The following is a 20,994-nucleotide window of genomic DNA, read 5'->3' as shown; positions in this document are numbered from 1 at the left end:
CATAATACTAAATATAGATAACCGAAACCGTTTTCGTGTTGACAACTTTATCGTTTTAGGCATTCATAAATGAATTTTGACTGTTTGATTTTTATAACTTTTAAAAGGTGGATTTTACTAATTCAAAATAGGGTAAAATCACCCTGATTTTCAAAAACAAAAAGAGAAACATTATTTTCCGGAATATTGACGTACAGTCGTTTACGAATTTTAATGTTACGCAGCAAAAGTGCATTTTGAGAACACAAAGTGTAACATTAGGCACTTTTTTAATCATTCCTGTAAGATTATACTTCAAATAAAAAATCCTTCGCAATGCGAAGGATTTTTGAAATTTTATATTTTAGATATGTACTAACACACCCGTTTCCCCTCTCGAGAGGGGAACACTCAAACTATTTAAGAAGCTGTTTTAAGCCTTTTAAGAAGCGTCCTGTTAAGGTGGTGTTCTACATATTCTCTGTCGATATGCAGTTCTTTCTCATCAGAACCCGGCAATTCGTACATTGCTTCGGTAAGGATAGCTTCGCAAAGCGAACGTAAACCCCTGGCACCCAGCTTATACTCCAATGCTTTATCTACAATATAGTCAAGAGCATCATCTTCTACAGAAAGGCTAACCTCGTCCATAGCAAATAGCTTAACATACTGTTTTACAAGGGCATTCTTAGGCTCGGTTAGGATTGCACGAAGCGTTTCCCTATCCAGCGGATCCATATGTGTTAGTACCGGCATACGCCCGATGATCTCAGGGATAAGCCCGAAATCCTTAACATCTTTAGGAATAATATACTGTAACAGATTGTCTTTGTCTATATTATCTACATTCCTAGATGTGCTGTATCCTACTGCCTGGCGGTTAAGCCTTTTAGAGATGATACGCTCAATACCGTCAAAAGCACCACCGGCAATAAACAGGATATCCTGCGTATTTACTTCAATGAATTTCTGGTCAGGGTGTTTACGGCCACCTTTTGGCGGAACATTAACAACCGTACCTTCAAGCAGTTTAAGCAATGCTTGCTGCACACCCTCACCCGATACATCTCGGGTTATAGACGGGTTATCGCTTTTACGGGCAATCTTGTCTATCTCGTCAATAAACACGATACCACGCTCGGCTTTTGCCACATCATAATCTGCTGCCTGTAATAAACGGGTAAGTATACTTTCAACATCTTCACCAACGTAACCTGCCTCAGTTAACACCGTAGCATCTACAATGGTTAGCGGCACATTAAGCATACGGGCAATGGTTTTGGCAACCAACGTTTTACCTGTACCTGTTTGCCCCACCATAAGAATGTTGCTCTTTTCAATCTCTACACCATCATCGCCCTGAGGCTGCATAAGCCTTTTGTAGTGGTTATAAACCGCTACCGAAAGCACTTTTTTAGTCTGATCCTGGCCAATAACATACTGGTCAAGGAAAGCACGTATCTCTTTAGGTCTTTTAAGCTCAAGCTCAGCAGACAATGCCGATGTACCCGACTGCTTTAATTCTTCCAGCACAATACCATGCGCCTGCTCAATACAGCGGTCGCAGATATGGGCACTTATTCCTGCGATAAGCAGGTTAGTCTCAGGCTTTTTCCTTCCACAAAAAGAACACTCTAATACTTCTTTAGCCATTTTTAATAATTTGGATATACAACAATAGGACTACATAGCAGCCCTATTGTTACATAACGCAGATTTTTATTTTTATTCTCTTATCAATACTTCATCAATCATTCCGTACTCCTTAGCTTCCTGAGCTTTCATCCAGTAATCACGCTCACTGTCTGTGTGTACTTTTTCGTAGCTCTGTCCTGAATGCTTAGAGATAATCTCATAAAGCTCTTCTTTAAGCTTAAGCATTTCACGAAGGTTGATCTCCATATCAGTAGCTACACCCTGTGCACCTCCCGAAGGCTGGTGGATCATTACCCTTGCATGCGGTAGTGCCGAACGTTTTCCGGCCGCTCCTGCACATAAAAGCACAGCACCCATAGATGCTGCCATACCAGTACAGATAGTAGCTACATCGGGCCTGATGTACTGCATTGTATCATACATACCAAGACCTGCATAAACGCTTCCACCCGGAGAGTTAATATAGATCTGGATATCTTTAGATGCATCTGTACTTTCAAGGAACAATAACTGTGCCTGAACGATGTTTGCGATCTGGTCGTCTATACCTGTTCCCAGGAAGATAATCCTGTCCATCATAAGGCGCGAAAAAACGTCAAGCTGTGCTACGTTCATCTGGCGCTCTTCCATGATATAAGGCGTCATACCTGTTGGTGTAACGCGGGTGATTAATTTATCGTAGTATAAATTGTTTACGCCATGGTGTTTCGTGGCATACTTTTTAAATTCTTTACCGTAATTCATAGTCGTTTTAAAAAAAATTATTTGTTTGCATTAAAGAACGAAACGCCAGCCCAAATGGACTGACGTTCAAATATAATCATTTTTTACGAGAATTATTCTCCGTACATCTCTTTGATAAACTCCTGATAAGTAACATCTTTAGTAGTGTACTTCACTTTTTCCCTGAAAAGGTTAAGCATTTTTTCGCTCATAACCTGCTCAGATAACCTCTTAACTTCATCCTGGTTAGAAAGTACCCTTGCAACGATTCCTTCCACATCTTCTGCAGTTGGGTTAAGCTGTCCGAACTGTGCCATTTGCTTTTTAATAACCTCTGAAGTATATGCTTTAAGGTCTTCAAAAGTAATTTGCAGGTTGTTTCCTGTGATTACTTTACCTTCAATTAGCTGGTAACGAAGTCCGCCTTCAGATTTTTTGAATTCAGCTTCTGCCTGTTCAGCTGTTAGAGGCGTTTCACCTGCAGTTTGAAGCCATTTTACAAGGAATTCATTCGGAAGGTCGAATTTAGTATTCTCTATAAGCGACTCGGTTATATCGTTAAGGAATTTCTGGTCTGCCTGAGAAGCAAATTGCTGCTCTGCATCTTCTTTGATTTTTTCTTTAAGCTGCTCTACAGATGTTACAACACCTTCTCCAAACAGTTTATCAAATAGCTCCTGGTTAAGCTCAGCTTTCTCAGAAGTGTTTATTTCTTCAATAGTAAAGTTTACATCAACTTCAAGACCGTGAACATCATCATGGCTTACTTTAAGTACATCCATTAGTTTGTGGTCATCATCAAAAAGGCCTTTTGTAGAAACAGTAACTACATCGCCAACTTTTTTACCAAGGAATTTTTTACCTACAGTTTTAGTTTTAAAGATGTCTGAAGAGATTGTAGCCTCTGCATTGATACCTTTTTCCTCGTTTACAAAAGTACCGCGGATATCGTCTCCTTCTTCTGATTTATCTTTAGAAACAAGTTTACCAAATTGTTTCTGTATACGCTCAATCTGCTCATCAAGCATAGCATCGTCAGCAGTAATGTTATATTTTACTACTTTATTTTTAGCATCAAGGTCTACTGTAAATTCCGGAGCAAGGCCAAGTTCAAACTCAAAAGAGAAATCTTCAGCATCCCAGTTAAAATCTTCAGTTACTTTAGGTAGCGGGTTACCAAGTATATCCAGTTTTTCTTTTACAAGATAGTCATTTAATGATGCCTGAAGTACTTTGTTTACTTCTTCTAAAAGTACAGCTTTACCATATTGTTTCTCGATAAGGCTCATTGGTACTGCACCTTTTCTAAAACCTGGAATGCTTGCATTTTTCCTGTAGTCCTGTAAAACTTTATCTACTTTTTGTTTGTAATCTTCTTTGGTTACAGCTACTGTTACAACAGCATTTAATGCATCTACCTGCTCTCTTGTAATATTCATTATCTAAGTTGTTTTATATCCATATAAATTTGGCTTGCAAAATTAAAGTTTTTTTACAAGCCATACAAGTTTTTAAATTATTGTATACCAATATCCTGAAAAAGAATATCAATTTTTGCCCCTTCTTATTTTTTAGAGGAAAGTGATGATACCAACGACTGGCAGAACGACAGCACAAGGCTGAATAACAATGCCCTTAAAAAGCCATGAACCTCGAAACCATCTACCAGTTCATCGCACAGCATAATTATAATAGCGTTGATAACTAAGAGAAAAAGACCCAGTGTAAATATGGTAACCGGCAGTGTAAACAGCACCAGCAGGGGTTTAATAAAAATATTAAGCAGCCCCAGTACCAAGGCAACTATAACAGCCGTAAAAAAGCTATCTACAGAAATACCGGGCATAAAATACGACAGTAATACTACGAATACTGCGGTAAAGAAAATATTTATGAGCGTTTTCATATCAAATGGTTTTAAGCAAAAATAAAAAACATCCCACTATTGCGGGATGTTTTTGTAGAAATTATAGCACTAAATTAATTAGACGTAAGGATCGTAGCCCCTGGATATTCTCCGGGTAGTACTAACGGAAGGTGCGCTTTATAAAAGCTGTTGATTACTTTAATATATTCATTAGCTACAAAAGCATAACCTCTTGCATTAGGATGAACACCATCTAAAGAGAACACTACTGTACTTGCTGTAGCAGCACTAAAGAAGCTTGCTTTATAAATTTGTCCGTCCGGGCCCCTTAACCCTGTAACCAACTGTGCTAATACAGCATTCATATCGGCTACCGGAATGTTTTTAGAAGCAGCAATGGTTTTAATAGTAGTATTATATGCATCTGTTGCAGCATTAATTGCAGCAATTTCAGAAGGTATAAGCACCCACTTGTCTGCTAATGGCACAGACACACCGTTGATTTGCTGAGGATTTCCGTTAACGGTAGTACCAATAAACGAGCTTGCAGGAAGAACGATAAGGTCTGACGCTGTAGCCTGTCTGTAAGACGGTAAGCCCAGCGCAGCTAAGTTAGTAAGGCTTTCATCTTCTATAGTTACCGCATTACCGGCACCTGCTTTAAAAGAAATTGTTCTCTTTGTAACTTCATCTGCAGTAATTAATCCTGCTGTTCTTGCTAACTGAAGTCCGCCATTATACTGTGCAAACCCCTGGTTAAGCGCTGCTGCTGTTGTAGCATCAAGCGGAACCGGATTGTAAGGCACTGTAGTAAAATGCGGTATAGATGTTACACCCGGTATTGTAGCTACAACACCTTTTGCGCCGTTTGCCGTAAGCGTATTCATAATTGTAGAATAAGCACTTGCAAACACCTGAGGGTCTGTAATATCGTTAGGTCCGTATGTAGCAGGGTTTAGGTTACCTGTCTGGTTTACTCCTGTACCTCCCGATAATGCATAGAACAACACATCGTTGTTACCTATCCAGTTGGTAAAGAATGTTGGGTTTTTAGTCATGGCATCTGCCAAAACTGTAGTTGTAGGCGATGTTGCATGACGTACAAAGTATGGGTTAGCCTGACCTGTTGCCACACCCTGAAGGTTACCGTACCCCGGTGCTAAAAGATGGAATACTTTTGCACCCGGTACACCCATATTATTATATGCTGTAGCCTGTAAAGTAGATACATTTGCCGTTGGCGGCAAATTAAGCGGCTGAGGCCCTCCAACTGCAGTATTTATAACTAACCTTGTAGATGTTATTGGTGTAGACCCCAATAGAAAACCACCTGTATTATTAATATCGTCTTCATAAGACGGTTGTGTAAAAGCACCACCACCTACTATTGCAAATTGCTGTGCAAGAATATTAGGATACGAATATTGCTGCCCCGTTCTAAACACTGTACCATCCATATAACCGGCAGTAAGTGAGTTACCAATAGCAACATATGATGAAAAATCGGCTTCACCAGCACTGTACGTTGCATTAGTAACCTCATTATCAAATTCAGGTTCACAGCTGGCAAATATTGCCGACAGAACCGCTAAGTATATAAATTTATTTTTCATTTTCAGGTAAGATTAAAAGCGATAAGATAAACCAAGTCCCGGTGAGAACACCACGTTTTTGTAAGTACCTCCAAAAGGTATATTCTGGCCTTCTTCTACAAAATAGTCGTAAGAAGCATTAACTTCTTTAAAGTGAAGGTAAAGGAATGATGCATCCACACCCAGTTTATCGGTAATCATATACGTTAAACCACCTGTAAATCCAACACTGTCGTTTCTTGGTGTTTCGGGAGCAAAATACCCGTCCTGTACCGGGCTTTCATCAAAATAAGTACCTGCACGGAAAGAGAATTTGCTATTTGGTTTGTACTGCACACCAATTCTGTAGGTACTTGCATCTTTATAGTTACGCGGATTGAAAGACTGTGGAACCTGAGAAGATGAAGACGCTTTAAAATCTACCACAAGGGCATCGTATACATTCCAGAATGTTCTGTTGTAGTCAAAAGCCACTAACCATTGGTCATCGATTTCCCATGAAATACCTGCTGTAATTTCGGCAGGAAGCGGAAGATCTGCATTAAATTTAGTATTACCTAACTGAAGGTCTGTTGCAGATGTAGGAGAATCGGCAAGGTAAGCCGGTACATCATGAAAAGTAGCATCGCCATCACGGGCTTCCATTGTAATTTCAGAACGATAGTTAAGCCCTAATCTTATTTTTTCGGTTGGGTTAAACATTAAACCTGCACTCCATCCCCAAGCCGTAACACCTTTAGCTTCGATAGTAACATCTGTTTTATTACCTTCTTCATCTGTGATGCTTCTTCCAACATTCCTGTTGAATTCTACACCACCCGAAACATAGATAGGACCACCACCAACACTAAACTGGTCGCTAACTTTAACTGAAACTATTGGCTGAACATACACTGCCTGAAGGTCGATGTTATTTACAAGGTGAGCACCCTGCCAGTCCCTGTCCCACTCTACGGCACTACCGTACGGAGTATACAAAGCAACACCAAGAGCCAGCCAGTCGGTAGCCTTATAGGATACATACGCACTTAATGGCGTACCCATATTATCGGTAGAGTTTTTTTGATTGAACTCGGCGTTTTGATATTTGGTTTTTGCGAACAGCAGGTTACCACCCACCGACGCATTAAAACGGTCTTTTAGGAACACCGCTCCCGCCGGGTTGAAAAACAGCACCTCGGCACTGTTAGCAACGGCAACACCGGTATGCCCCATCGCCAATTGTTGCTGACCCTGAAGACTCACACGATACCCACCGGCAAAAGCAGATGATGTAGCAAGAGCCATCATTGTTAAAGATAATAGTTTTCTCATAAGTTAAGAAGTGTTAGGTTCTTCGTTTGTTAAAAATCGTATACCAAATTTATAATATTTTATGAATTACACAATAGTAAAGCGTAAAATATTATGCATTCATAATAATTATATTCGCAAAAATTACTTATCAATTTTGAAAAATTATCATAAAAAAATTATAAAGTTCAGATTTAAGAACAAATTTTAATGATCTACATGCGTTTTCTCCAGTTAAAGCCTCTTTTGAGATAAGGATATTAATAAAAACATAAATAACTATTTATACCGCGCATAATGTAGTACATTACATCTTAAATCACACACTATGAGGATAATAAAGAGAATAGCTATAATAATTACCGTAATTGTAGTACTAATCGTGTCTCTAAGTTTCGGATTGAGCTATTATGTATCTAAAAAATTGCCTTCTATACTTAAAGACCAAAAAGACTTTCCATACAATGTAAGTTACGAAGACCTGGACATAAGTCTTCTTAGCGGAAGTTTCTCTATAAAAAACGCATATCTGGCACCAAAAGACAGCCTGCAAACAGCTATGCAGCAAGGGGCCTTTGCCAAAATAGAAAAGATTGAAGTAAATCATTTTAACCTTTGGGCGCTACTTCGCAATAACAGTATAAGGGTTAAGGAAGTAATAATTACAAAACCCGATGTCATACTGTATTACCGAAAAGAAAAATACAAACCCGAAGACGATTTTGTAAAACCATTTGAAAACGCCATTACTACAGGAAGCCTGTCTATTAAAGACGGACGCTTTAAAATGCTTGATTCCCTACAAAAGCCATTTCTTACCGCAGCCAACATAAACTTTGGGCTGACCAATATTAAAATAGACAGCGCATCGGTTACAAAAGATATACCTATCCGTTACCGTGACTACACGCTAAAGCTGGACAGCCTTTTTTATGATTCGGGGAAATTTTATACCATTACGGCCGGGAAATTAAACACTACCGACAACGATTTTACTATGGAGCAATTTAAAATGACTCCCAAGCAAAACCGTGTTCAGTTTACCCGTATGCAATCTAAAGAACTGGATCAGTTTAACCTAAAGGTCGACAAAATAAGCCTACCTAACCTCGACTGGGGGTTTGCCCGCGATACGCTTTATGTGCATTCACCACAAATGACACTGGATAAAGTTTACGCCAATATTTACCGTAACAAAGAACCTAAAGACGACTATAGCCGTAAAAAGCTATATAGCGAAATGCTACGCTCCCTTAAGATTGATATTGATATCAAAAAACTGGACATCAAAAACACAACTATAGTATATGAGGAGCAACTTAGCTTTGCAAAGCCTGCTGCAAGAGTAACCTTTACCAAGTTCGATGCGAAAATATCCAACGTTTTTAGCCTCGTTGGCAAAAAGAAAAACACCAAATTGCCAGCAACTGTATTGGATGTGAAATGCATCTTTATGAAGTCGTCCCCATTAAGGGTTACATGGTCGTTTAATATTCCGGAAGAGAGTGACGCCTTTAGCATTATGGGCCACCTGCAGAATATTGACAGCGAACGGATAGACCCTATAACCAGACCGCTGATGAATGCCCGAACTGATGGCAACATTAAAGAAGTGAAATTCAACATGAACGGTAATGCCAGAAATGGCAAGGGAACTTTCGCGATAAATTATGACGACCTAAAAGTTGACATACTTAAGAAAGACGGTAAAAAAGAAAATAAGATCGTTAGTGCTGTAGCCAATCTGGTGGTTAAGAACGACACCGACGATAAACTAAAACAGACTAACGTAGCGGTCGACAGGATTCAGCATAAATCAATCTTTAATTTCCTTTGGCGTTTTGTTGAGCAGGGATTAAAACAATCTGTACTGCCAAAAGCCGTGGTTAAAATTGCCGATAATAAAAAAGAGAAAAAGGACAAGGAAGAGAAATCTAAAACAACGAAGGCAAAGGGGAAGAAACAGTAATCAGTTTACAGTGGTCAATATACTATAGACACACCCCTAGCCCCTCTCAAGAGGGGAACCAGCTTCCCTCAGACGTAAAAGTAAGTCGGTTTGAGTAGTTCCCCTCTTGAGAGGGGCTAGGGGTGTGTTTTATTTAACGCTAGACCTATCGACAGTTTTTTTTCTTATTATCTACAAACATAGCATAACAAGAAATTTAGTTTTCGTTCAAAAACTCAAGCGTTTCTGCTAAAAAGTCTTTTGGATTTTCGGCATGAAGCCAGTGTCCTGAATTTTTAATCTCTTTTATTTCTGCGTGAGGAAAATGCGATTTTATTAAATCGAAATCGGCATCTTTTATATAATTAGATTTATCTCCCCTCAGAAAAAGTGTCGGCCCATTAAACGTTGTTCCTTCCGGAAGCGCCTCACCAATAGAATCGATCATATTGTTAAACACGTCCAGATTGAATCGGAAACCTAGCTGTTTTCCCGGTTCTACCCAATATACATTCTTCATTAAAAACTGGCGCGTACCAAAATCGGGCACGTGTTGTTCTATGGCAGCTTCCACAGCAGCCCTATCGGTATGAACAGAAAAATCTACCGCATTAAGCCCCTCCATGATATCCTGGTGGTGCGGCCTGTAATATTTAGGGCCAATATCTGCAACCACAAGCTTATTTAATAGTTCAGGATGTTTTACAGCAAAAAACATAGCGGCCTTACCACCCATAGAATGCCCAATAACATCTACCTTTTTCAGGTTATGAAAATTGATGTATTTCACAAGATCCTGCGCCATAGCATCATACGTAAACTCATCCGAATGAAAACTCTTTCCGTGGTTACGCATATCGAGCGCATGCGTTTGGAAACCCGCAGCAACATATTGCCCTGCCAGTGTTTTCCAGTTATCGCTCATTCCTAAATAACCGTGAATAATAAGAAGCGGTTTGCCCTCTCCCTGTATAGTAGAATGTAACTGCATATTATTTTAATCGTTGAAGATACATATTCACCACATTTTCCAGCCCAAGGTATAATGACTCTGCAATAAGTGCATGCCCGATAGACACCTCCAATAAACCTGGAATATTCTCTTTAAAGAACTTAATATTATCAAGACTAAGGTCGTGACCTGCATTAATACCCAAACCAAGATTGTTGGATAATTCGGCAGCAGCCACATAAGGCTTGATACCGTCAAGGTTACCCAAACCATAATCGTGAGCAAAAGCCTCGGTGTAAAGTTCGATCCTGTCTGCTCCGGTTTCCTTTGCACCTTCTATCATCCCTAAAACAGGATCAACAAAAATAGAAGTACGGATACCATTACGTTGAAACTCGGCAATAACTTCCTGTAAAAAACTTTTATGTTTTATAGTATCCCAGCCAGCGTTAGATGTTATAGCATCGTCTGCATCTGGAACCAATGTAACCTGTGTTGGTTTGGTTTCCAAAACCAGGTCGATAAACTTAGTTACGGGGTTACCTTCAATATTATATTCTGTATATACAACCGGCACCAGGTCGCGGGCATCCTGATAGCGTATATGCCTTTCATCGGGCCTTGGATGTATGGTTACGCCTTCTGCTCCAAATTTCTGAACATCGGCAGCAACCTTTAGTAGATTAGGAACATCGCCCCCTCTTGAATTCCTAAGGGTAGCTATTTTATTTATGTTTACGCTTAATTTTGCCATATCTTTGTTAAGTGTGCATTTTCACACAAAAATACAAAGTTAAAAAGGGACAGTGTGCTTATTTTTGATTATTTTGCATAATATATTTACGATTGCTCCATGACAGAAATTACCGATTTCATCAACAACGACATTAAGCCTTTACGAATAACAGACACCGCTGCCGATGCACAGGACCTGTTTGCAGACTATACATTTTCTCATTTTCCTGTACTGGAAGAAGGGGTATATATAGGTGCCGCCCGTGCTGAAGATATTGAACTGGAAGACATAGACAAAACAATGGCCGACCTTCGTTTTGGCTTTGACCGCTTTTTTGTACGCAACACCGCCCTATGGCTGGACGTACTTGAAGTGTTCGCTAAAAATGAAACCAATCTGGTACCGGTTCTGGACAAGGACAATAAATATTTAGGCTACTACGAGATTACCGATATTATTACTTTTTTCCACGAAACCCCTTTTTTAAAAGAAACAGGCGGTATTATCGTGGTAGAAAAAGGCATTAACGATTATAGCATAAGCCAGGCCGCACAAATTGTAGAAAGCAATAACGGCAGGCTGTTGGGCTTATTTATCTCTGAAGCCTCAATGGACAAGGTACAGATTACCATAAAAATAAGCCTTGGCGGAATGAGCGACATACTACAGACTTTCAGGCGTTATAACTACGAAATTATCACCGAACACCAGGAAGACGAATACCTGAATACGCTTAAAGAACGATCGGACTACCTGGACAAATACCTGAACATTTAACACCTTACTGCCCCTATGAAAATAGCTGTTTACGGACAATATTACAAGGATAATACCGAAGACATCATAGAGAAAATGCTGACTGTTTTTGAAAGGTATAACCCTGAGATAGCCTTCGAGTCTAATTTTTACAATGTACTTAACGACCACAATCTGCTGGACAAGCATTTTCCTGTTTTCTCGGGAGAAGACGGGCTTGATGCCGGCTTTACCCTGCTTATATGTATTGGCGGAGACGGCACTATGCTTCGCGCCGCCACCTATGTTGGCAACAAAAACATTCCGATACTCGGTATAAATGCCGGGCGACTTGGCTTTTTGGCAACCGTTCAGCAGGAAAACATAGAATTATTACTGCCGCTTATTTTTGAAAATAAGTACAAAATATCACCACGATCGTTACTAACACTGAACTATAAAGGCAAGGAAGAGGAAATTCATGACCTTGACTATGCCCTTAATGAAATGACTGTTAGCCGTAAAGATACCACCTCTATGATTACCATAGAAATAAGGCTTAACGGCGATTACCTTAATGCCTATTGGGCAGACGGGCTTATCATCTCCACCCCTACCGGATCTACAGGCTATTCTTTAAGCTGTGGCGGCCCGATACTAATGCCCGAAGTAAACAGTTTTGTAATTACACCTATTGCCCCGCACAACCTAAATGCGAGGCCGCTTGTAATACCAGATGATACCGAAATAGAACTGGTGGTTAGCAGCCGCGAAAGCCAGCACCTTATCTCTTTAGATTCGCGTATTATAACTGTAGATGTAGAAACCACACTATGTATTAAAAAAGCAGCGTTTAAAATCAATTTAGTAGAATTTCCGCAGGAAAAATTCCTTACAACACTTCGCAAAAAACTGCTTTGGGGAGAAGACAAACGAAATTAAAAAATATATTTTTATTCGGTTTGCATACTACACCGCATCTTCTTCCGTTTTCAAGACTGTATTTAGTGCTAATTATGCAATTGTAGTTGTAAAATATCTATTGTTACGGTAATTAGAAATCTATATTGTTATATTTGCACCCAATTTTAAACGAATGAACAGGATCTTATTTGTTTTTGTATTACTCTCTTTATCGCTTAGCAGTACTGCCCAGATACACGAACTGGGAATATTTGCAGGCGGCGCTAATTATATAGGTGATGTAGGCCCAACGGACTATATTTCGCCTAACAATCTGGCATTGGGAGTTGTATACAAATGGAACAAAAGCCCCCGCCATTCGTGGAGAGCTTCGTTCACGTACGGCAAAATCACTTCTGATGATGCCGATTCTGACATGAGTGCAAGGCAGCAAAGGGGCTACGAGTTTGAAAATAGCGTAAAAGAGTTATCTTTAGGCCTTGAATTTAATTTTTTCGATTTTAACCTTCACGAAGATGAGCTTAAAATTACCCCCTATGTATATGGTGGGCTAAGCTATTTTTGGTCTGACGAATTGTATATACAAAACGGCGAGACAAGAAGGGGCGACTCTAAAGGAAACGTAGCAATACCAATGACTGTGGGCATAAAAAGCAACCTTTTCCCGAATTTTGTACTTGGCTTTGAAGTTGGTGCACGATATACATTTACCGATAATCTTGACGGAAGCAACCATAAAGATTATCAGCCATTGGCATTTGGAAACCTTAACAGCGATGACTGGTATGTATTTACCGGTTTTACCTTAACCTACACCTTTGGCAACAAACCGTGCTATTGCGCAAATTAACAGAATGGATCAGACAATTACCATAAATAAAGATAACCTGCCCAAACACCTTGCCATAATTATGGACGGTAACGGCCGTTGGGCAAAAAAACAAGGATTGCTACGCGCAATAGGCCACGAAAATGGCACTAAAGCCGTTAAGCAAACGGTAGAATCATGTGCTAAACTGGGCATTGAAAATCTTACCCTTTATGCTTTCTCTACAGAAAACTGGAAGAGACCCAAACTTGAGGTAGATGCATTGATGAATATCCTTGTAAACTCCCTTAGAAAAGAACTGCCTACACTTATAAACAACAGCATAAGGCTAAACACCATTGGAAATATAGACCTGCTTCCATCTAAAGCACGCAAACAGCTGCTTGAAGTTATAGAACAGACTAAAAATAACAGCAGGATGACCCTCACCCTGGCACTTAGCTACGGATCAAGGGAAGAACTTATTTCTGCCTTCAAAAAAATAACCGAAAAAATAAATACCAACCAGCTAACAGTAGCCGATATAAGCGAAAGCACTATAAACGAGCATCTGTACACTTACGACCTGCCCGATGTAGACCTTGTTATAAGGACCAGCGGAGAGCACCGTATAAGCAACTTCCTGCTTTGGCAGATAGCTTATGCAGAGTTGTATTTTACAGATATTTTATGGCCTGATTTCAGGGAAAAAGACTTACATGACGCAATTATCAGTTATCAAAAAAGAGAACGTAGATTTGGAAAGACCAGTGAACAAGTTAAATAAAAAAATAATGTTTCAAAGAAGCGTTAAATTACTTTTTGGCATATTATTATTTGCAACAGGCTTTAAAGCAGTTGCCCAGGATGATGGCCCTCGCCTTGACTCAGGAAGACAATATATCCTGGCCGATGTTCTTGTAACAGGCAAAATTAGCTACAACGAACAAACCGTTATTACCTTTACCGGCCTTGAAAAAGGGCAGGCGATACAGGTACCGGGAGAGGAAATAAGCACTGCCATAAAAAAACTATGGAAACTTGGCCTTTTTAGCGATGTAAACTTTTATATAGACAGGGTACAAAACGACAGTATTTGGCTGGAACTTGCCATTAACGAGCTACCTAAGCTTAGCGAAGCAAGAATTCAGGGTGTTCGTAAAGGTAAAAGCGAAGCTTTACTAAAAGACACCCAGCTTACAAAAGGTAAAATTGTAAACGAAAACCTTATTACAACTACCAAAAACTACATTGAGAACAAGTATAAAAAAGATGGTTACTACAATGCAAAAGCAGCCATAAACGTTATACCTGACAGTACAAACACCGTGAAAATGGTGGTGAATGTAGACCGTGGCAGCAAGGTAAAAGTTAAAAACATAAACTTTACAGGTAACACTCAGCTTTCTGCAGCAAAACTAAGGAAAGCCATGAAGAACACCAAGGTTAAGGCTTTCCCTAATCCGTTAAGGATATTTAAATCGTCTAAATTTGTTGCAGACAAATACAAAGAAGACCTTAACAGCATTGTAGACAAATACAAAGAAAAAGGTTACCGTGATGCACGTGTGGTTGAAGACACTGTAATATACGACCCTAAGAAGAACATGGTTGATATTAAGATCGATGTTCAGGAGGGTAACAAATATTACTTTGGCGACATTAAATACCTTGGAAACACCGTATATACAAACCAGCAGCTTAATCAGGTGTTAGGTATTAAGAGAGGCGAGGTTTATAATGGTATCATGCTTCAGAAAAGGATAGCAGATGCTACAAAACCGGACGGGCTTGACCTTACCAACCTTTACCAGAATAACGGATACCTGTTCTCTAACATTAATGCTGTAGAGGTAAAAACAGAAAACGATACTATTGATTTTGAAATAAGAATCGTTGAAGGACCTGTTGCTTACTTTAACAATGTAACAGTTGTAGGTAACGACAAAACAAACGACCACGTAATTTACCGTGAGCTTAGAACAAGGCCGGGAATGCGCTGGAACAAAGAAGAAGTAATTGGTACCATTCGTGAGCTTGGTGCACTTGGTTTCTTTGACCCTGAAACAATCCGTCCTGACGTTAAGAATCCGGATCCTGCATCGGGAACTGTAGATATCGAATGGAGCGTTACTGAAAAAGGATCTAGCCAGATCGAGCTTCAGGGTGGTTACGGTGGTGGTGGTTTCATCGGTACACTGGGACTATCGTTCAATAACTTCTCCATGAGAAATATCTTCAAGAAAGATGCCTACACTCCGCTTCCAATGGGAGACGGACAAAAATTAGCCTTAAGGCTTCAGGGTAGTACGTACTTCCAAACATACAGCTTGTCATTTACAGAGCCTTGGTTTGGTGGTAAAAAACCTATTCAGTTGTTCTCTACATTATCACACAGTAAACAGTTCTTATACAACTTTAGCAGCAGGGATGTAGACAGGTCAAGAAGTTTCACGATATCATCGGTAACAGTAGGACTTTCTAAAAGGTTGAGTGAGCCCGATTTCTTTATGAGGTTATCACACTCGTTAACGTTCCAGTATTACAACCTAAGTAATTATAACACAGGATTGTTTACCTTTGGTAACGGAACATCAAGAAACGTTAACTATACTGTAGAGCTAAGCAGGGATAACAGGGGTAACAATCCAATATACCCGTCTAAAGGTTCATTCTTTAGTATTAGTGCAAAAGTTACGCCTCCTTACTCGTTACTTAATGGTGTAGATTATGGTAAACTTGGTGAAAAACAAGCGTATAAATTACAAAACAATACAACTGCCGCTATACCTGCTACAGAATCAGGCCAGCCAAGTATCGGTATAGGGGATTATTATAAAAACGTTCCGGATGTAAATGGTAATGACAGGTACTTCCGTGTTGACAGATGGCAGGACGCAACAGCAGACCCGGGTAAAGTTGACCAGAAAAGGTTTGACTGGCTGGAATATTATAAAATTAAATTTAAGGCAGATACATATACAAAACTTGCAGGTAAACAATCTCAGGAACTTGTATTACGTTCGCTAGCTGAATTTGGTTACATGGGTGCTTACAACCAGGACAGGGGACTTGTTCCTTTTGAGAGGTTCTATCTTGGTGGAGACGGTCTTGCCAACTACGCACTTGATGGCAGGGAGGTTATTCAGTTAAGAGGTTACCCTAACCAGTCACTTGCCCCTATTGACAAAACAGGCGCTCAGATTGGTGCAACAATTTATAACAAGTTCTCGTTAGAGCTTCGTTACCCGATCACGCTTAAACAACAGGCATCTATTTATGCACTAACGTTTGCTGAGGCAGGTGCATCATACAGTGGCTTTAAAGATTACAACCCGTTTGCGCTTAAGCGTTCGGCAGGTTTCGGTCTTAGGGTATTTATGCCTGCATTTGGTCTACTTGGAATTGACTTTGGTCATGGTTTCGACCCGGCGGAAGGATCTACAACCAAAAGCGGATGGCAGACACACTTTATTATTGGACAGCAGTTTTAAAAAATTGGCATGATATTTTCTAATACGTAATGAGATTATGAAAAAATGTTTTTTTACAGTACTTCTTGCACTAGCCGCTTTAACAGCTAATGCACAATCGCGAGGCTTAAAGATCGCTTATCTTGACATGAACTACATTCTTGACAAGGTGCCGGATTATGCCGAAGCCAAAAATCAGCTTGAGCAGAAAGCCTCAAAATGGAAGCAGGAACTGGAAGTTAAGCGTAATGACATAAGTAAGCTTAAAGAAAGCCTTCAGCAGGAAAAAGCCCTGTTAACAAAAGAGCTTATCGAAGAGAGGGAAGAAGAAATTCTTTTCCAGGAAAAAGAACTGCTGGATTACCAGGAAAAAAGATTTGGCCCTACAGGAGACCTTATCACGCAGAAAGCTGTGTTGGTTAAGCCAATCCAGGATCAGGTATTCACAGTGGCTCAAGATCTTGCCGCATTAAGAAACTACGATTTTGTTTTTGACAAATCGTCAGACCTTACAATGCTGTTTGCAGCTAAAAAACATGACATTAGTGACCTTATCATAAAAAGACTTTCGAGAGCTGCTAAACAGGAAAAATTAAGCAGTAAAGAAATCAAGGAATTCGAAAAGCAGGAAGCTAAAGAAGAACTTGAGTCTAACCCTGATTACGCGGACAGGCAAAAGGTAATCGAAGACAGGAAGAATGCAAGAGAGAAGAAACTTGAAGAGCGTAAAGCACTTCAGGATGAAAAGAAAAGAGCATACGAGGAAAAACGTGAGCAGTTAAAACAGGAAAGGGATGCAAGAAGAAATGGCACTACACCTCCTAAAGCTGCTGCTACAGAAACTCCTGATTCAAAAACTGCCGTAGACAATACTGCTGTAGCTCCTAAAAGCAATAAGGACAAAACTGTAGATGCCGACACGCAGGAACCTACTGAAAAGCCTGCTGCAACAGATAAAACTCAAGCTGCAACAGAAGCCGCCGCTAAAAGACAAGCCACTGCAGATGCTGCAAAAGAAGAGCGCGAAAGAAAAATAGAAGAGCGCAAAAAGCTTATAGAAGACAGGAAAAAGAAAATTCAGGAAGACAGGGAAGCTGCTAAGAAAGCAAGGGAAGAAAAGCTTAAAAATGCTAACACAACTACTCCCGCAACCGAAGAAACTCCAGCCGAATAACGGCACCCAAACAGGAACAAAAACGAAAAATTAATAACAAATACTTTAAATGATGAAACAATTGAAATCTTTATTAATCGCTGCATTACTTTTTGTTGGAGCAAGTCAGGCAGTATCTGCACAGACAAAAGTAGCACACGTTAATGTAAGTGAACTATTGGATGCTATGCCTGAAATGAAAGCGGCTAAAGCCCAAATTGAAAAACTTGGCAAAACATACGACACTGAATACAACACTATGGTGGAAGAATTCAGAACTAAAATAAAAAAATATGATGCTGAGCAAAACACTGTTACTGCTGCTGTAAACGATGCTCGCCAAACTGAAGTTCAGGATATGCGTGCAAGAATTGAGCAGTATCAGCAAACGGCTGCTAAAGAGCTTCAGACTAAACAGGAAGACATCGTTAAGCCAATACTTGAGAAAGCTAAAAAAGCAATCGAAAAAGTAGGTAAAGCAAAAGGATTCCAGTATGTACTTGATGCATCAAACGGAACAGGTGTACTTCTTGCAGACGGTACTAACCTTTTAGCAGACATCAAAAAAGAATTAGGTTTCTAATATTTAGAAAACCCATATACAGAAACGGCTCATTTTATGAGCCGTTTTTTTATATTTGTAATATGGATAAAAACAAAAACCCTATAGGACTATTTGATTCCGGTATTGGCGGAACATCTATATGGAAAGAAATACACAGCCTGCTGCCAAACGAAAATACCATATACCTCGCAGACAGTAAAAATGCTCCTTACGGACAAAAAACAAAAGAAGAGATTGTAAATTTGAGTTTCAAGAACACCGAATACCTTCTTGAAAACAATGCCAAAATAATAGTTGTTGCCTGCAATACTGCGACTACAAATGCTATAAAAGAATTAAGGGAAAAATACGATGTGCCCTTTATCGGAATAGAGCCTGCAATTAAGCCCGCTGCAATACACAGCAAGACGAAGAATATAGGCATCCTGGCGACGAAAGGGACGCTTTCCAGCGAACTTTTCTACAAAACCGTAGCAAACCTTAAAGACATCAATGTAATTGAACAGGTAGGCTTTAATTTAGTTAAGCTTATAGAAGAAGGTAAACTTGAATCTGATGAGATTAAAGAACTTCTTAAAGAATATCTAGAACCTATGATAGAAGGCAATATAGACCACCTGGTACTCGGTTGCAGTCATTATCCTTACCTTGTTCCTCAAATAAAAGAAATACTCCCTGAGAGCGTTAAAATCATTGATTCTGGAGAGGCGGTTGCCAAGCAGACGAAAATTGTATTAAAAGAACACAATCTGCTTAATCCGGAAGTCCACGACGGTATATATGAATTCTATGTAAATTCAGACCCGACAGTACTTAAGTCCATACTTAAAGATAATTATACCGTAGATCAAAAAGACTTTTAGTCTTTTTGATCTTTTTCAAACCAAGAAGAATACATAACATAATTGTTAGATATTCTTTCTATTTCGCCGGCAAAATCAGAGGCATTTATATCTTTAACTTTCTTAGCAGGTACGCCTGCATATATTACCCCCGATTCTACAACCGTATTCTGAGTAACAACCGCACCTGCCGCAATAATGGAATTACTTTCTATAACACAGTTGTCCATAACTATTGCTCCCATACCAATAAGCACATTATCTTTAATTGTGCAGCCGTGAACAATTGCATTATGCCCAATTGAAACGTTATTGCCAATTGTTGTTGGATGCTTTAAATAGGTAGCATGTATTACAGCACCATCCTGTATATTAACCTTATTGCCTATTTTAATATAATGCACATCTCCCCTAATAACAGCGTTAAACCAAACGCTGCACTGCGCACCAAAGCTTACATCTCCAACAATAGTTGCATTCTCTGCTACAAAGCAATCTTCAGGTATTTGAGGGTATTTTCCGTTTACTTCTTTAATTACCATAATGTATGTAAAAAAATCGTCCCGATAGTTGCTTATCGGGACGGAATTAATAATGTGTACTCTATAATTAGTTAACTGCAGGACAATTACAATCGTATTTCTCCCTTTTGCAGAATAAGTTTAGACCAAGTGTTATCTGGTGGAATCCGCTATTATCAAACTTAACTTTACCCGTTAGGTAAGAGTATGTATAAGCGAACATAAAGTTTTTATAGTTTATACCGATAATCGGTGTAAAATATTGCAGGTTTTGATCTGAAGTCCCTCCACCGTCAATATACTGAGCTCCTTCTAAAGCTCTTCGATAAGATAGGCCACCCCATAGTCTACCGAAGTCAAGTTCTTTGTATACTTTAAGGTTAACGTCAATAAGCTTTTCTTTAGTCTCATCAACAGCCTGGAACATAATTGAAGGCTCCCACTGAAGTGATTCCTGGAAACCAAAAACGTAACCTAAACTAAAGATATATTTTCTAAGGTTATCGCTTTCTATGTCAGTATAAATATCCCTTTTACTTGCAATAGCATTCTTTACAGTAAAGTGGGTATAAAAATCAAGGTAATGGTAAGAAGCACCAATATCAACATTGAAATATGAATCTTTTTGTTTCATACCACCATCTACGATTGGATCGTATTCAGGATAGAATTTTGTTTCATCAAGACGGCTTGAAATCAAACCACCACTCATACCAAATGATAATTGATTAAGGTCATAATCACTTCTTGAGAAACGAATATGGTGAGCATATGTAAGTTTAGCTCCCGTTTGAGAGTGGTATCCATTCTTATCATTGAAGGCAATTACACCTATACCAGAAGAAGGACCAACACTAGTATTAAAACTCAAGGTCTGCAATTGAGGCGCATCGTCCTGTCCAAACCACTGCTGACGTGCAGTTAATCTTATTTTGGCACAATTTGCTGCCCCAGCCATAGATGGGTGAAGTAAATAATAGTTATCTGATAAATAATCAGAGTAAACCGCTATACCTTCCTGAGAAAAAGACAGTTGTGTTAATAACAATCCAAAAAATAGATAAATCTTTTTAAAATTCATGTGACCTTTTCGTTTAATGAGAAATATGCTTTTTGCTAGACCTTCAGATAATTAGAGTAAAATAATATTCCCATTTCGCTACAGTACGTTAACTACTGCAACACCTATATTCTCCTGTAATTTTCGATAGCGGTCAAATATATAAA

Annotated in this window: 19 protein-coding genes; 9 read left to right on the top strand and 10 right to left on the bottom strand. The window is 39.3% G+C overall.

Annotated features, from left to right (window positions below):
* Positions 1-399 precede the first annotated feature (399 nt).
* The 6 genes from ALW18_12350 to ALW18_12325 all read right to left on the bottom strand — a co-directional run bounded on the left by ALW18_12350 (position 400) and on the right by ALW18_12325 (position 7,131).
* Positions 400-1,632 (bottom strand): AAA family ATPase, encoded by a 1,233-nt coding sequence (locus ALW18_12350; protein AOE53243.1) that lies wholly within the window; start codon positions 1,630-1,632, stop codon positions 400-402.
* Positions 1,633-1,704: 72 nt separating this feature from the next.
* The gene (locus ALW18_12345; protein ID AOE53242.1) at positions 1,705-2,379 is read right to left on the bottom strand and encodes a Clp protease; all 675 of its coding nucleotides are present in this window, start codon (positions 2,377-2,379) and stop codon (positions 1,705-1,707) included.
* Between the two features lie 92 nt (positions 2,380-2,471).
* Positions 2,472-3,797, bottom strand: a complete 1,326-nt coding sequence (locus ALW18_12340; protein AOE53241.1) for a peptidylprolyl isomerase — start codon at positions 3,795-3,797, stop codon at positions 2,472-2,474.
* 125 nt (positions 3,798-3,922) lie between these two features.
* The gene (locus ALW18_12335) at positions 3,923-4,264 is read right to left on the bottom strand and encodes a hypothetical protein (protein AOE53240.1); all 342 of its coding nucleotides are present in this window, start codon (positions 4,262-4,264) and stop codon (positions 3,923-3,925) included.
* A gap of 74 nt (positions 4,265-4,338) precedes the next feature.
* Positions 4,339-5,838: a G-D-S-L family lipolytic protein gene (locus ALW18_12330; GenBank protein ID AOE53239.1), complete on the bottom strand. Its 1,500-nt coding sequence runs from the start codon at positions 5,836-5,838 to the stop codon at positions 4,339-4,341.
* A gap of 12 nt (positions 5,839-5,850) precedes the next feature.
* Positions 5,851-7,131, bottom strand: coding sequence for a transporter (locus tag ALW18_12325; GenBank protein ID AOE53238.1), 1,281 nt, complete (start codon positions 7,129-7,131; stop codon positions 5,851-5,853).
* Positions 7,132-7,510: 379 nt separating this feature from the next.
* Between ALW18_12325 and ALW18_12320 the strand changes: the two genes are divergently transcribed.
* On the top strand, positions 7,511-9,079 hold the full coding sequence (locus ALW18_12320) for a hypothetical protein (protein AOE53237.1): 1,569 nt from the start codon (positions 7,511-7,513) through the stop codon (positions 9,077-9,079).
* A gap of 196 nt (positions 9,080-9,275) precedes the next feature.
* Here the strand turns inward: ALW18_12320 and ALW18_12315 are convergent, their stop codons facing one another.
* Both ALW18_12315 and ALW18_12310 read right to left on the bottom strand, forming a co-directional pair.
* Entirely contained in the window at positions 9,276-10,049 is a 774-nt protein-coding gene (locus ALW18_12315) for an alpha/beta hydrolase (GenBank protein ID AOE53236.1), read from the bottom strand.
* A gap of 1 nt (position 10,050) precedes the next feature.
* Positions 10,051-10,764, bottom strand: a complete 714-nt coding sequence (locus tag ALW18_12310) for a pyridoxamine 5'-phosphate oxidase (GenBank protein ID AOE53235.1) — start codon at positions 10,762-10,764, stop codon at positions 10,051-10,053.
* 99 nt (positions 10,765-10,863) lie between these two features.
* Between ALW18_12310 and ALW18_12305 the strand changes: the two genes are divergently transcribed.
* The 8 genes from ALW18_12305 (at position 10,864) to ALW18_12270 (ending at position 19,267) form a co-directional block, all read left to right on the top strand.
* Positions 10,864-11,523: an acetoin utilization protein acuB gene (locus tag ALW18_12305; GenBank protein AOE53234.1), complete on the top strand. Its 660-nt coding sequence runs from the start codon at positions 10,864-10,866 to the stop codon at positions 11,521-11,523.
* 15 nt (positions 11,524-11,538) lie between these two features.
* Positions 11,539-12,423 (top strand): inorganic polyphosphate kinase, encoded by an 885-nt coding sequence (ppnK, locus tag ALW18_12300; protein ID AOE53233.1) that lies wholly within the window; start codon positions 11,539-11,541, stop codon positions 12,421-12,423.
* 154 nt (positions 12,424-12,577) lie between these two features.
* A complete protein-coding gene (locus tag ALW18_12295; protein AOE53232.1) occupies positions 12,578-13,255 on the top strand; it encodes an inorganic polyphosphate kinase in 678 nt (225 codons plus the stop codon).
* Positions 13,256-13,259: 4 nt separating this feature from the next.
* On the top strand, positions 13,260-14,000 hold the full coding sequence (locus ALW18_12290; protein ID AOE54401.1) for a UDP pyrophosphate synthase: 741 nt from the start codon (positions 13,260-13,262) through the stop codon (positions 13,998-14,000).
* Between the two features lie 7 nt (positions 14,001-14,007).
* Entirely contained in the window at positions 14,008-16,707 is a 2,700-nt protein-coding gene (locus tag ALW18_12285) for a hypothetical protein (GenBank protein AOE53231.1), read from the top strand.
* 37 nt (positions 16,708-16,744) lie between these two features.
* Positions 16,745-17,860, top strand: a complete 1,116-nt coding sequence (locus tag ALW18_12280; GenBank protein ID AOE53230.1) for a hypothetical protein — start codon at positions 16,745-16,747, stop codon at positions 17,858-17,860.
* A gap of 52 nt (positions 17,861-17,912) precedes the next feature.
* Positions 17,913-18,422 carry a hypothetical protein gene (locus ALW18_12275; protein ID AOE53229.1) on the top strand — a complete coding sequence of 170 codons (510 nt, stop codon included), beginning with the start codon at positions 17,913-17,915 and terminating at the stop codon, positions 18,420-18,422.
* Between the two features lie 62 nt (positions 18,423-18,484).
* Positions 18,485-19,267, top strand: a complete 783-nt coding sequence (locus ALW18_12270) for a glutamate racemase (protein ID AOE53228.1) — start codon at positions 18,485-18,487, stop codon at positions 19,265-19,267.
* Here ALW18_12270 and ALW18_12265 read toward each other — a convergent pair.
* Both ALW18_12265 and ALW18_12260 read right to left on the bottom strand, forming a co-directional pair.
* The gene (locus ALW18_12265) at positions 19,264-19,788 is read right to left on the bottom strand and encodes an acetyltransferase (protein AOE53227.1); all 525 of its coding nucleotides are present in this window, start codon (positions 19,786-19,788) and stop codon (positions 19,264-19,266) included. The genes ALW18_12270 and ALW18_12265 overlap by 4 nt on opposite strands.
* A 67-nt stretch (positions 19,789-19,855) precedes the next feature.
* Positions 19,856-20,848 carry a hypothetical protein gene (locus ALW18_12260; protein ID AOE53226.1) on the bottom strand — a complete coding sequence of 331 codons (993 nt, stop codon included), beginning with the start codon at positions 20,846-20,848 and terminating at the stop codon, positions 19,856-19,858.
* Positions 20,849-20,994: the final 146 nt, after the last annotated feature.

Origin of the sequence: Flavobacterium psychrophilum, assembly GCA_001708385.1 — a bacterium.
In the GTDB taxonomy this organism is placed as follows: Bacteria; Bacteroidota; Bacteroidia; order Flavobacteriales; family Flavobacteriaceae; genus Flavobacterium; species Flavobacterium psychrophilum_A.
The sequence above is the reverse complement of the archived record's forward strand: the minus strand, read 5'-3'. Positions and strand labels throughout refer to the sequence as shown.